The sequence below is a fragment of the Pseudomonas sp. PDM13 genome, from assembly GCF_025685765.1.
Lineage (GTDB): Bacteria > Pseudomonadota > Gammaproteobacteria > Pseudomonadales > Pseudomonadaceae > Metapseudomonas > Metapseudomonas solani.
Map to the genome: position 1 here is coordinate 191,989 of NZ_JAOTQU010000003.1, position 13,699 is coordinate 205,687.

Here is a 13,699-nt window from a genome sequence, read left to right on the forward strand (position 1 = left end):
CAGGGCCCCGGCCAGGTGTCGCGTCCTAGTCAACCTTGATCCGTCCGAGCGCAGGTTCGCTCTCCAGCGCCTGCTCCTGGGGAGCGTAGAGGCGCTGGTAGCGGGCCGGCGGCAGTTCGAAGGAACCTTTCTGCGAGAAGCGCACCAGGTGTTGCAGCACCACGCTGCCTTGCAGGCTGTCCACCGGCACTGCGTAGAGCAGCTGGCCCGGCTCGTTGCGCGCACGCTCCAGGGTTTCGGCTTCTTCGCCACCCAGGCCGGAGATCTTGATGCCCCAGGTGGTGCGCTCGACATCGGCGCCCGGCGGCAGCGGCACTTCCAGCATGCCGTAGCGCAGCGCGCGTTCGCCCTTGCTGGTGAGCACGATGGTGTCCAGGTAGAGGTCGTCGCTGGAGATGTCTTCCGGCTTCACCTCCTCGGCGGTGAAGTTGAAGGCCTCATCGCTGGGGACCAGGCGCAGCAGGCGGCGGGAAATCTCCACGTCCAGCTTCGCCGGGGTGGCCTGGGCGCTATTGAAGTCCAGGCGCACGTCCACCGGATGCGGCAGGTCGGCCGGCAGTTCCAGCTCGCTCGGCACGCCCTGGCCTTGCCACAGCCAGTAGCCTTCGCCACTGGTGCCTTCGGCCGCGTGCCAGTCGCCCTGGGGCTTGAGGACGATGTCTTCGCTGTCCTGGCCGAGGGAACGCTGCAGCCAGGTCAGCGCCAGGGCGCGTTCCAGGGTGGCCTGGCCGGGTGCCAGGCGCTTGAGCAGCGCGGCGGCGCGTTCGCGGTCGGCACCGTTGACGTACAGGCCGATGGCCTCGCCAAAGGGCTGCTGGCTGGCGGCCAGGCGCTCGCGGGCGGCGCCGACCTGGGCGGCCAGTGCGTCCGGCACCTGGACCTGCACCTGGCGCGCCAGGCCGACGGTGAGTACCCGCGCGGCGGCAAGGCCCAGGGCCGAATCCGGCGCGGTCATCACCAGGCTCTGGCTGCCGTCGTCCGACAGGGCCTGGTCGCTGCCCTCCCCGGCGGCGGCCAGGTCGGCCATCAGGCCTTCCATCAGGGTATTGACCGGCAGCTGCATCTCGCGGGCGAAGCCGAGGATCAGCGCACGTTGCAGCAACGGCGTGGTCGGCGCCTGGGCGGCGTAGACGTCCAGCACGCGCTGCCAGTGTTCCGCCGGCAGTTGCACTTCCAGGGCGCGGCTGGCGTACCAGTCGGCGTAGTAGGCGTAGGCGGTGAGGAAGGCATCGGCATCCGCCTCGTCGCCCCACCAGGTGAAGGACGCTTCGGGGCCGGCCATCTGCACCAGGCGCAGGCGGCTGTTCTGCATGATCAGGCGCAGGCGGTCGCGCACGCGCGGCTCGCCCTGGGCCAGGGTCGGGTAGGCCAGGGCCAGCGGAAGCAGGCGGCTGGCGGTCTGCTCGACGCCGCCGTAGGGGTAGCCGAGCAGGTCGTCCAGGGCGCCCTTGAACAGGGAGCGGCCACTGTCGTCGAGACGCAGGCGGATGGCGCTGGCGTCAGCCGGCAGGCCCAGTTCGGTCTTGCCGGCGTAGGCGACGACGGTCTTCGCCTGGGCGCTCTGCCAGCCGCTGGCGGCCAGGTGCAGGGCGACGTCCAGGGCGTCGACGGCCTGGCCGTCCTGTACCAGCTCGGCGTGGAAGTCGCCATTCACCAGGGCGGTCTCGGCCAGGGGCAGGTAGTTGATGCCCTTGGCCAGTTCCACCGGGGTGCGCTGTTCCTGGCCGTTGTAGCGGGTCACCAGCTCGGCCTTGGTCGCGGCCTCGCCCTGGTTGAAGGCGAACAGGCCGAGGGCCGGTTTGTCGCCGCCACGGTAGGTGGCCGGGCCGCTCCATTTCAGGTACAGCGGTTTCTCGGAACGCACGAACTGGCGCTTCTGGCCGACCTGGCCATCGGCGTTGACGGCGCGGGCAGTGATGCGCCAGCGGGTCAGCGAGTCAGGCATGCGGAAGCTGAAGCGAGCCTTGCCGTCGGCATCGGTGACCAGGTCCGGCTGCCAGGAGGCGGTGTCCACTTCCTCGCGGCGCGGACGCTCCAGCACCTTGACGCCACGGTCGCTGCGGTTGGCGCGGCCCGGGGCGCTGGGCGTGCCGGGCAGGGCCAGGTCGTAGGCGATGAACGACAGGCTGGCGTTGGTGCGCACGTTGTTGCGGCGCGGGTGGTAGAAGAACTGGTCGATGCCCGGGGCGATCTCCGGCTGCAGCGCGTAGATCATCTCGTCCACCACGCTGACGGTGAGGCGCGAGGCGGTCGGCTTACCGGCGTAGCGGGTGGTCAGCTCGACGGTGACCATGTCGCCGGGGCGCGCGGTTTCCTTGTCGGCGACGATCTGGATGTCGATCTGCGGCGTCGCCACCTTGATGCCGGCGTTCTGGAAGCTGTAGTCGCCGCCACGGGTGTAGAGCGCGGAGAAGGTGATGTTCGGCGAGAAGGTCTCGCCCACCGGGATGCGCGCGCGGTACTGGGTGTCGGACAGGCGCTCCAGCTTCAGCCAGCTGGCGCCCTTGGACAGCAGCGCGGTGGCCTCGACCTTGTCGCGCTCCAGGGTCAGCAGCGCATCGCTCACCGGCTCGGGGAAGGTGATCAGGGCCAGGGCCTCGTCACCGGCCTGGTACTCGGCCTTGTCCAGCACGATCTCGATGGTGCCAGCCACGGACTTGACGCCCTCGCCGCTCACCGAGTGGCCGGTGGCGCCGAGGATCAGGTCGTGCTCGTCCTTGAGGGTGATGCTGTAGGTGCCAGGGCGCTCGAACTTGAGGTCGAAGCCCTCGTCACCGGCGGACAGACTGCCGCTGTGGGTGCTCTGGTCCTCCAGGCGCACCCAGTCGTAACGCGCCGGCTTCAGCTCGGTGGGGCGTTCGCTGCGGTAGGTGAAGCGCACTGATTCACCGGTGCTGCTGAAGCGCTGCGGGGCGCTCAGGACGTAGCGGGCGGCGCCGCGCTCGATGAGGATTTCCTTGCTGGTCTTGACCCGGTACGCGGCGCCATCGCTGGCGAACACGGTGAGCAGGTAGCGGCTGGGCTTCTCCGCGGCCGGCAGGTCGAACTCGGCACGGCCCTTGTCATCGGTGGACAGCTCGCTGCTGGTCAGCTCAACGGGGAACTGGCCGAGGTACTGCAGTTCGTTGTCGATCATCGACAGCTGCTGGGCGCGCAGGCTCAGCTGCACATTGGCGTTGACCACCGGCTTGCCGTCCGGGTAGAGCAGCACCAGGGCGCCCTTGATCGTCTCGCCGGTGCGGAAGTCAGGCTTGGCCAGGTCCAGCGACACCTCGAAGTGCGGCTTGATGTAGTCGGCGACGCGGAAGGCGCTGCTGTAGATCTGGTCGCGGTAGGTAAAGCGCAGCTCGTAGCCACCGGCCACGGCGTTCTGCGGCAGCTGGAAGCGGCCGGCGGTGCCGGAGCTGGATTCCAGCTTCAGGTCCAGGGTCTGCAGCTGGGTGCCGTTGGCGTCCAGCACGGCGAGCTTGACCGGTGCGGCGCCGGGCGCCACCGAGTCACGGGCGTTCTTGAACTCGCGGCCGACGATCTTCACTTCCACCCAATCGCCCGGACGGTACAGCGGGCGGTCGGTGAAGGCGTAGAGCTTGGTGTCGTAGATCTCGCTGTCGTAATAGAAGTTCTCGGAGACGAACACGCCGCCTTCGGCGTCCTCGCCCAGCACGTAGGAGCGCTCCGGGCTGGCATGGCCGAGGCGCAGCAGGCCTTCGGCATCGGTGCTGCCGCTGGTCATCACGCCCAGGCCATCGGTCCACAGCACCTTGGCCCCGGCGACCGGGGTGCCTTCATGCTTGCGCGCGGTCCATACCAGCAGCTCGCCGCCGGTGATCTTGCTCACGGCGACGGTGTTGGAGACGAATACCACTGTGGTGGCGCGGTACTTGCCGACGATGGCTTCGGCCAGGTACAGACCCGGCTTGAGCTTGCCCAGGGGGATGTAGACGTTGCCCGGCTGGGTGCTGGTGAACTGGCTGGAGGAGCCGGCCAGCTCGACGCCCTTCGGCGGCTCGATGGGCTTGGCTTCCCACAGCGGGTAGCGGAACTGCGAGACCAGGGGCAGGCCCTTCATGGGGGCGTACTGCACCTGCGGGGTGAACTCGGTGGGCTGGCGAATGGCATCGCCCATCTTCAGCTCGGGGGCTTCCTCGGTGACCTGCTTGCGCGACTCGTAGGAGAAGGCGCGCTGCATCACCCGCCGCGACTTGCGGTACCAGTTGTCCCACAGGTAGCCGAGGGTGTTGGACAGGCCCTCGCCCTTGAAGTCGCCCTCGGCGACCACGCGGTGCAGGTTCTTCTGGCGCTTGAGGAAGTCCAGCGGGTTGTCGATGCGGTACACCCGCACGTCGACGCCGCCGTAACCTTCCATGCGGTAGCGGCGGTAGTCGCGGCCCGGCGCTTCGAGGCGCACCTTGGCCACCTCGTCGGCGGCGAAGCTGCTGTCGGAGAGCAGGAAGAAGGATTCCCCCGCGAGCGGCGTGTAGCCGCTGGACGGCACCTCGTCCTCGGCCTGGGCGCTGCCGAAGGGCAAGGCCAGGGCGAGCAGGGCCGCCGCCGACAGGGAGGCGGCGCGGCGCAGCAGGCGGGCGGCAGTCATCGGGAGAGGAAGTGCAGCCGATAGATGCCGATAAAGTTGGGGTTGGATTCGTCGGGGATCCATCGGGTGTCCTTCCATGTCATGAGTTGTTGCAGGCTCACGGAGCGCATGCCGTTATCGGTCGGCGTGGTGGTTCCGGTGTGGTACGCGATGTCGCGGCCCATCCAGATCATCAGGTGCTGCTCGTCGCCCTGGTCGAAGAAGATCAGGTCGCCGGGCCGCGCCTGGTTGAGGTCACGGCCGGCGAACCGGCTGTTGTACTGGATCAGCTTGATGGCATTCACATAGGGCCCGACCTTGCCGCCGCCCTGCTGCCAGGTCTGCGCCAGCCGGCGCTGGCCTTCGCTGAGGTCCAGCTCCGGCGGCAGGTAGCGGTTGGACAGGCCATTGGCACGCAGCCACTTGCCGTCATGGGGCTTGAGCGCCTCGTTGGCGGCGAAGCGCACCAGGCCGGCGCAGTCCTGCTGGTGCCAGCGCGGGCTCGGCCCCTGGCGCAGCTGCTCCTGGGCGATGCGCACGAACCAGGCGCGGAACACCTGGGACTGCTCGGCGTCCAGGGCGGGAACGTCTTCGGCGCGCAGGGCCAGGCTCCACGCCATCAACAGCGCGGCGAAGCCCAGCGGCAGGCGGGCCAGGGTGCGGGTCACAGCGGGCGCCATTCCAGCGGCAGCCATTGCCAGTCGGAACCGGCCTTGGTGCCTTCGGGCAGCGCCAGGGCGTACTTGCCGTGGCCACCGAGGGCCCGCAGCTTGGGCAGCAGGTGGGTTTCGGCAGCATTGCGGAACACCGGCTCGTAGTTGCTCGGCAGGCTGTCGAGGGTCTCGCGCTCGAGCAGCTTGGACAGGCCGTCCGGGGCCATGAAGGCCGGCACCAGGGCGTCCTTGGGCAGGGTCTCGGCCAGCGGCGGGAAGCGCTTGTCGAGGGTATCCAGACCCTTGGTCACCAGCTTGTCGTCGAGGGAGAACAGCAGGGTGTCGCCATGGCGCGCCAGGCTCACGCGGAAGAAGCCACTGGAGCCCAGGGCGTCCGGGTTGGCGTTCTCGCTGGCCGGGTACTGGCCGAAGTTGGAGCCGACGTCGCGGGTCCAGCGGCGGGTCTGGCCATTGGTCTGGTCGTCCACCGGGAAGCGGCCGCCTTCGACATAGGGCTCGTAGGCGCCGATCACCGAGCCGAACAGGCCTTCGATGGCGGTATCCAGTTCAGGCGTGGCCGCCTCGCCCAGCTGGGTGACCAACAGCGGCGAGTGCAGGCGCGACTCGGCGTACCAGCACAGGCCGGCCGCGCCGTTGAGGCGTTTTTCCAGCTCGGCGGCAACGTCCTTGCCGGCGCCGACGCGGTCCAGCAGCTTGCCGGGCACACCCGGGGCCACCGGCAGGGCCACGCAGGCACTGGCGCCCATGGGCATGGCCTTCCAGATGGGCGTGAAGTCGAAGGCCGGCTGGTCATCGATCTCGTTGAGGGCGACGTAGCTGTGCCAGCCCTTGTCGTCCATCTCGAAACGCAGCCCGGCGAAGGACGGGAAGAAGCGCTGGTAGCCGAAGGCGACGTACTCTCCGGACAGGGCGATGCGCTGCTGCTCGGTGCCGCGCGCGTCGAGGCCGAAGCGCTCGGGGAAGGGATTCTCGCCGTCGAGCAGGGATTCCACCGACTCGGTGGCGTCCTTGGCCAGTTGGCCGGCCTCGTCCATCAGCATGCCGGGGCTGGACAGCACCAGCAGCTTGTCGCCGTGGCTGGCCAGCAGCACGGAGCGGTCGCCCAGGTAGCTCAGGCGGTAGAGCGGCACGGAGTCGCCGTCCACACGCAGTTCGCCGGCCTGGCTCAGTTGGCTGTCGTCGAGGGCGATGTGGGCCAGGGGCTCCAGCACCCGCGCCAGGCCACCACGCTCGATGGTCAGCAGCACGTGCTTGAGCTTGCCGTCGGCACCGCGCCACAGGGCGACTTCGGCGGGCTGGTCGAGCAGCTCGTCCAGCAGCGTGTCCTGCAGCTTGAGGTCACGCTCGTAGATGATCCGGCGCAGGCTGCCGGACAGCCCGAGGCGGTCGGCGTTGTCCTGGTAGTAGAAGACGAAGTCCTCGGTCAGGGTGTCGCGCAGCAGCGGCACGGCGAGGATGTCCTTGGGCAGGCGGCTCAGCGAGACGCTCTCGATCAGAGCGTCGGGGCGCTTGAGGTCGAGGCCCAGGGCGCTCTTCTCGGCCAGCTCGCGCGGCGGTTCCTTGGAGCACCCGCCCAGCAGGCCGAAGGCGGCCAGCGGCAGCAGCAGGCCGGCGGCGAGCACGCGCGGATGGCGTGCCAGGGCCGGGCGGCGGGCCGGTTCGGGTGTGGTGGTCTGGCTCATGTCGAATAACCCCAGTTCATCCAAGCGTCGGGACATCAGAAATTGAAGGATTTGACGAGCAGCAGCTCGCCGATGGCGCGCAGCGGGACGATGAAGGTCTCGCGCTTCTCGTTCACGGTGTTCTCGTTGAACACCAGGCTGATCTGCGAGGTGATCACCTCGTTCTGGTTGCTGCCGGCATCGAAGTTGTAGCCGCCGGCGCCCAGGTTGCCCCAGTAGTTCACGTACACCAGGTAGGTGCCGTGCAGCGGCGCGGTCATGGTGAACATCTCGGGGCCGGGACCATCGACGCTGTCGGTGTCCAGGCCGCCGCCGTTGCTCATCACCGGGTCCGCCCAGAAGGCGTGCTGGCCGTCGGGGGTGACGATGTGCAGGTCGAGCTCGGCCTTGGGGTCGTCCCAGCCGAGCACCACGCGCAGGCGCGCCGGGGTGCGATGGGTGTTGGCTTCGTAGAACTGCACGCGGCGAAGGGATTTGCCGTCGCCGGATACCACTTCCACGCCGTTGGAGCCGGCGCCGAAGGCATAGGGGCGGACGAAGCGGCCCTGGTCGTCGGTGTAGAGAGGCAGCGGGTTGCCGTTGACCACCAGGCGGTGCGGCTGGCGCACCTGGCCGATGTTGGCCAGGCGGCCTTCGATAAGGGTGCGGTTGCGCTGGCCACCACGGTCGATGGGCGGCGTGGGGTAGGCGACGGCGGGGTTCTCGCTGCGGTCCAGCAGCCCGGCGTAGCGCCAGCCGGCAGTCGGCCCCTCCAGCGTCGCAGACGGTTCGGCAGCCTGGGCCAGGGAGGCCAGGGAGGCCAGGAGCGTCAGGCAGAGCAGGAGGGGGGCGCGCATGTTTAATCCTTTAACGGCGCAAAGGCGGTGATGCTAGAGCCTGAGGGGGGAGCCGCGCAATCCGGGGCGATGAGGAGTCGGAAGTTCCTCACAATTTGAAACATCTAACCTCGGAAAGCTAGATCAGCCCCATCAGCTGCAACGTCAGCAGGCCGATGTTGGTGGTGACCACCGCCGCCAGGGTGGTCACCACGATGATCGCCGCCGCCAGCTCATGGTTACCGTTCACCGCACGTGCCATGACGAAGCTGGCCGCCGCCGTGGGGCTGGCGAAATACAGGAAGAGGATCGCCAGCTCGGCGTTGCGGAAGCCGCAGGCCCAGGCGCCGAGCGTGGCCACCAGGGGCAGCCAGACCATCTTCATCAGGCTGGCGCTCAGCGCCATCGGCCCGCTCGCGCGCAGGGAAGCCAGGGACAGGGTGCCGCCGATGCAGATCAGCGCCAGGGGCAGGGTCATCTGGGCGAAGTACTCGCCGGAGGTGACCACCCAGGCCGGCAGCGGCAATTGCAGGTAGGCCACCGGGATGGCCGCCAGCACGCCGATGATCAGCGGGTTGCAGAGGATGCTCTTGAACAGGCTCCAGGGGTCGGTCTTGGCGTTGGGTGCGTAGATGGCCAGCACCACCGAGGACAGGGTGTTGTAGCAGAGGATCACCACGCCCCCGAGCACCCCGCCCACCGAGAGCCCGTAGTCGCCGTACATGCTGGTGGCCAGGGCCAGGCCGATGATGCCGTTGTTGCCGCGGAAGGCGCCCTGGGTATAGACGCCGCGGTCCGCCTTCGGCACCCGCCAGATCGCCCAGAGCCAGGCCAGGCCGAAGCACACCAGCGTGGCCAGGACGAAATAGCCGATCAGCCGTGGCTGCAGCGCCGTGCGCAGGTCGGCCTGGACGATGGCGAGGAACAGCATGGTCGGCATGGTGCCGCGGAACACCAGCGAGGACGCGGTATCGATGAAGGGCGCATCGATCCAGCGCAGGCGACGCAGCAGAACGCCGAGGAAAAGCATGGAAAAGACCGGCGCGGTGATGCCGATGATTTGCTGAACGACGGCGAACATGGAAAGGCCTGGCGCGCGGGGATAGTTAGGCGGCTAAGGATAACCAAGTCGAGACGGGAAGTGGCTTTCGTGAAGCTTTCAGGGGGAGAAAAACCGGATGGTTTCGCGCCAGCTCCATAGAGAGGCTGGCGCGAATGAAGGGTGGCGGCACCATGCGCCGCTTGGCGACTGAAGTCGCCCCTACCGGACCGGGGCACCAAAGATCCCCGCTGCCAGGTGGAAGGCTCAGCGGCGGACCGGGCGCTTCTGCAGCTTGCGCTGCAAGGTGCGACGGTGCATGCCCAGGGCGCGGGCGGTGGCGGAGATATTGCCGTCGTGCTCGGCCAGCACGCGCTGAATGTGCTCCCACTGCAGGCGGTCCACCGACATGGGGTTTTCCGGCACCAGGGTGTCCAGGTCGGCATGCTGGGACAGCAGCGCGGTCAGCACGTCATCGGCGTCGGCCGGCTTGCACAGGTAGTTGGTGGCACCGCGCTTGATGGCTTCCACGGCGGTGGCGATGCTCGAATAGCCGGTGAGGATCACCACGCGCATCTCCGGGTCCAGCTCCAGCAGCTTGGGCAGCAGCACCAGGCCGGAGTCGCCATCCATCTTCAGGTCGAGCACCGCGTAATCGGGCAGGTCGTCCTTGGCCACGACCAGGCCTTCTTCGGCCGAGCCGGCGACCGAGACCCGCAGGCCGCGGCGGCTCATGGCACGCGCCATGACGCGGGTGAAGGTGGTGTCGTCGTCCACCAGCAGGAGGTGGGGCTGCTCTTCGCCTTCGATCAGGGGTTCATCGCTCATTTCAACTCCTCGCGGGTTCAGCTCAGGCAACGCCGTAGCCTCGCGGCAGGCGCAACTCGGTGAGCGTACCGCCATCTTCATGGTTGTACAGTTTCACGGTTCCGCCGGCGCGGGTAACGCTGGCCTGGCTGAGGAACAGGCCGAGGCCGAAGCCCTTGCCCTTGGTGGTGAAGAAGGGCCGGCCGAGCTGCTCGGCGATGGCCAGGGGCACGCCGGCGCCCTGGTCGCGGATGCTCAGCACCACCCACTGGGGATCCCAGTTGAGGCGGATGTCGAGCTTGTCCGGGCAGGCATCGGCGGCGTTGTTCAACAGGTTGAGCAGGGCCTGGGTCAAGTCGGCCGGCGGCATCAGCCGCGGCGGCAGGCCGATGCCCAGGCACTGGTAGCGATAGGTGGCCTCGGGGCGCATCAGGTGCCAGCGGTTGAGGGTCACCTCCAGCCACTCCACGGCCGACTGCTCCACCACTGCCTGGCGTCGATCCGCCTCGGCGGCACGCACCAGCTGTTGCAGGGTGTCCTTGCACAGGCGCACCTGCTCCTGCAGCAGGGCCAGGTCCTCCTGCAGGGAGGGCTTATCGCCATACTCCCGACGCAGTTCCTTGAGCAGCACGCTCATAGTCGCCAGCGGCGTGCCCAGTTCATGGGCGGCACCGGCGGCCTGGGTGGCCACGGCCAGCAGTTGCTGGTCACGCATGCCCTCTTCCCGGCGCACCGACTGCAGCTGGTCCTGGCGGCGCAGCTCCTCGGTCATCCGCGCGGCGAAGAAGGTGATCATCGCGGCGGCCAGGGCGAAGCTCAGCCACATGCCGTAGATCAGCAGCGCCTCGCGCTGGGCCACCGGCATCTCCAGCGGATGGAACCACACCAGCAGCAGGGTGTAGGCAGCCAGCGCCATGCCCGCCAGCACCAGGGTGTAGAGCCAGGGCAGCGTGGCGGCAGCGATGGTCAGCGGCACCAGGTAGTAGGAAACGAAGGGGTTGGTCGAGCCGCCCGAGTAATAGAGCAGCACGCTGTGGATAACCAGGTCGCAGGCCAGCTGCACCGAGTATTCCAGCTCGGTGACCGGCCAGGGCCCGCGCAGGCGCAGGGCGGTGCTCAGGCACAGGACCAGGGAAACACCGAGGGTCACCGACAGCTCCAGCCAGGGCAGTTGCAGCAGCTGGGCCTTGTAGGCGAGCCCCACCGAACCGGCCTGGGCGGCCAGCACGAGGATGCGGATGAAGGTCAGGCGCAGCAGGTTCTGCCGGCTGGCGGATAACAATTGCAAGGGTGCGAGCATGGGTACTCCAGGGCGTCGGCGGAGTATAACCAAGGCGCCGCGCGCTCCGCTGATATGCGTCAACTCGCCGCATCGTCGCGCGCCTTTCGTCGGCCGACGACGGGTCGCCCTTTGGCAGCGCCCGACCGGAACGCAAAAAAATCTTCCGGGTCTTAACCCCGTTCGCAGCGGACCTGCGTCTAACCTCGGGACTGCTGCACAATCCGTGCACCCACTGCCTCTCACAAGGAGCCGTTATGCAAGCCATCACCCGCCTCGCCGCCGCCATCACCCTGTGCGCCGCGACCTTCGGCAGCCTCTCCGCCCAGGCCGAAGACGCCCGCTACAACCAGGTGGCGCTGCGCGCCGAGGTCAGCCAGGAAGTGGCCCACGACCTGATGCACGTGACCCTCTACAGCGAATCCCAGAGCGCCGACCCGGCCAAGCTCGCCGCCGAGATCACCCGCACCATCAACGCGGCGGTGGAGAAGGCCCGCGCCACCAACGGCGTATCGGTGAGCCTGGGCAGCCGCAACAGCTACCCGGTCTACGACGACAAGGGCCAGAAGATCACCGGCTGGCGCGAGCGCGCCGAACTGCGCCTGGAAAGCCCGGACTTCGCCACCCTCTCCCAACTCAGCGCCGACCTGATGGGCAGCCTGAAGATGGGCGGCATGGACTTCAGCATCGCCGACCCGACCCGCAAGAAGAACGAAGACGCCCTGATCAAGCAGGCCGTGGACGCTTTCAAGGCCCGCGCCCAACTGGCCACCGAAGCCCTCGGCGGCAGCGGCTACAAGCTGGTCAGCCTCAACCTGAACAGCGCCGGCTTCCAGCCGCAGCCGGTGATGATGCGCGCCATGGCCGCCAAATCGTCGATGTACGACAGCGCCCCGGCACCAGAAGTCGAAGCCGGCACCAGCCGCGTGACCGTCAATGCCGACGGCGTCATCGAGGTGCAGATGCCCTGATCGAGGGCGGGGGCCGCGCTGCAACGGCGCGGCTCCCTTTTATCAACGGGTCATCCACGCGCCACCGCTTTTTCATATTTGCGACACCGCCTTACACCTTCGTCACAGCTTCTACACTCTCCCCTGCCCTCGGCTTGCCTCAGGCATGTGCCGTGCATAGGTTCTTGCAAGGTCCCTCACGAAGGGACCCCTCACGATGACAACCACAACAAGACATGAGGTCAAAATGCGTAAAAACGCCGTCATCCAAGCGCTGCTCGCCGCCGGCCTGATCGCCGCCGCACCGTTCGCCAGCGCCGCCAGCAACCTGGTTTTCTGTTCCGAAGGCAGCCCGGCGGGCTTCGACCCCGGCCAGTACACCACCGGCACCGACTTCGACGCGGGCGCCGAAGCCGTGTTCAACCGCCTCACCCAGTTCGAGCGTGGCGGCACCGCAGTCGAACCCGGCCTGGCGGAGAAGTGGGACATCTCCGATGACGGCCTGACCTACACCTTCCACCTACGCGCCGGCGTGAAGTTCCACAGCACCGACTACTTCAAGCCGACCCGCGAATTCAACGCCGACGACGTGCTCTTCACCTTCCAGCGCATGCTCGACAAGGACCACCCCTTCCGCAAGGCGTACCCCACCGAATTCCCCTACTTCACCGACATGGGCATGGACGCCAACATCGCCAAGCTGGAGAAGCTCGACGCGCACACCGTGCGTTTCACCCTCAACACCGTGGACGCGGCCTTCATCCAGAACATGGCCATGAGCTTCGCCTCCATCCACTCGGCCGAATACGCCGACCAGTTGCTCAAGGCCGGCAAGGCCGCCGACCTCAACCAGAAGCCCATCGGCACCGGCCCCTTCGTCTTCAGCCGCTACCAGAAGGACGCGCAGATCCGCTACAAGGGCAACAAGGACTACTGGAAGCCCGAGGACGTGAAGATCGACAACCTGATCTTCGCCATCAACTCCGACGCCTCGGTGCGCTACCAGAAGCTCAAGGCCGGCGAATGCCAGATCACCGCCTACCCGCGCCCGGCCGACCTCGACGCCATGCGCAAGGACCCCAAGCTCGACGTTCCCCAGCAGGCCGGTTTCAACGTCGGCTACATCGCCTACAACATGGAGCACAAACCCTTCGACAAGCTCGAAGTGCGCCAGGCGCTGGACATGGCGGTGAACAAGCCGGCCATCATCAAGGCCGTCTACCAGGGCTCCGGCCAGCTCGCCACCAATGGCATGCCGCCGACCCAGTGGTCCTATGACGACAGCATCAAGGACCCGGCCTACGACCCCGAGAAGGCCAAGGCCCTGCTCAAGGCCGCCGGCGTCGCCGAAGGCACCGAGATCACCCTCTGGGCCATGCCGGTGCAGCGCCCCTACAACCCCAACGCCAAGCTGATGGCCGAGATGCTCCAGGCCGACTGGGCCAAGATCGGCATCAAGGCCAAGATCGTTTCCTACGAATGGGGCGAGTACAACAAGCGCGCCAAGGCCGGCGAGCACGACGCCCTGCTGATCGGCTGGACCGGCGACAACGGTGACCCGGACAACTGGCTCGGCGTGCTCTACGGCTGCGACGCCATCGGCGGCAACAACTACTCGCGCTGGTGCGACAAGGGCTACGACAAGCTGATCAAGGAAGGCAAGGCGGTCACCGACAAGGACAAGCGCACCGCCCTCTACAAGGAAGCCCAGCAGATCCTCAAGCGCGAAGTGCCGATCACCCCGATCGCCCACTCCACCGTCAACCAACCCATGAGCAAGACGGTGAAGGACTTCCGCATCAGCCCCTTCGGCCTCAACTCCTTCTACGGCGTCAGCGTCGAGAAGTAAGCCCTGTCGGCGGGGCCGCCCGGCCCCGCCC

At 67.7% G+C, this 13,699-nt stretch carries 9 protein-coding genes; 2 read left to right on the plus strand and 7 right to left on the minus strand.

The features are described 5' to 3' along the window. Window positions 1–25: 25 nt before the first annotated feature. From OEJ36_RS04715 to OEJ36_RS04745, 7 genes are all read right to left on the minus strand, one after another. Window positions 26–4,594, minus strand: coding sequence for an alpha-2-macroglobulin family protein (locus tag OEJ36_RS04715; RefSeq protein ID WP_263400555.1), 4,569 nt, complete (start codon window positions 4,592–4,594; stop codon window positions 26–28). After that, window positions 4,591–5,253 carry a DUF1175 domain-containing protein gene (locus OEJ36_RS04720; RefSeq protein WP_169708348.1) on the minus strand — a complete coding sequence of 221 codons (663 nt, stop codon included), beginning with the start codon at window positions 5,251–5,253 and terminating at the stop codon, window positions 4,591–4,593. Before OEJ36_RS04720 ends, OEJ36_RS04715 begins: the two co-directional genes overlap by 4 nt. Then, on the minus strand, window positions 5,238–6,929 hold the full coding sequence (locus OEJ36_RS04725; protein WP_021217754.1) for a DUF2138 domain-containing protein: 1,692 nt from the start codon (window positions 6,927–6,929) through the stop codon (window positions 5,238–5,240). The genes OEJ36_RS04720 and OEJ36_RS04725 overlap by 16 nt, the downstream gene beginning before the upstream one ends. A 35-nt stretch (window positions 6,930–6,964) precedes the next feature. Next, a complete protein-coding gene (locus OEJ36_RS04730) occupies window positions 6,965–7,765 on the minus strand; it encodes a YfaP family protein (RefSeq protein WP_263400556.1) in 801 nt (266 codons plus the stop codon). A 118-nt stretch (window positions 7,766–7,883) separates the two neighbouring features. Further along, on the minus strand, window positions 7,884–8,825 hold the full coding sequence (locus tag OEJ36_RS04735) for an AEC family transporter (protein WP_184488673.1): 942 nt from the start codon (window positions 8,823–8,825) through the stop codon (window positions 7,884–7,886). Between the two features lie 225 nt (window positions 8,826–9,050). After that, window positions 9,051–9,611, minus strand: coding sequence for a response regulator transcription factor (locus OEJ36_RS04740; protein ID WP_021217751.1), 561 nt, complete (start codon window positions 9,609–9,611; stop codon window positions 9,051–9,053). Between the two features lie 22 nt (window positions 9,612–9,633). Next, entirely contained in the window at window positions 9,634–10,890 is a 1,257-nt protein-coding gene (locus OEJ36_RS04745; protein ID WP_263400557.1) for an ATP-binding protein, read from the minus strand. A 236-nt stretch (window positions 10,891–11,126) separates the two neighbouring features. Here OEJ36_RS04745 and OEJ36_RS04750 point away from each other — a divergent pair, with 236 nt between their 5' ends. After that, the gene (locus OEJ36_RS04750) at window positions 11,127–11,840 is read left to right on the plus strand and encodes an SIMPL domain-containing protein (RefSeq protein WP_043246084.1); all 714 of its coding nucleotides are present in this window, start codon (window positions 11,127–11,129) and stop codon (window positions 11,838–11,840) included. Window positions 11,841–12,066: 226 nt separating this feature from the next. Then, window positions 12,067–13,668 (plus strand): ABC transporter substrate-binding protein, encoded by a 1,602-nt coding sequence (locus tag OEJ36_RS04755; RefSeq protein WP_263400558.1) that lies wholly within the window; start codon window positions 12,067–12,069, stop codon window positions 13,666–13,668. Window positions 13,669–13,699: the final 31 nt, after the last annotated feature.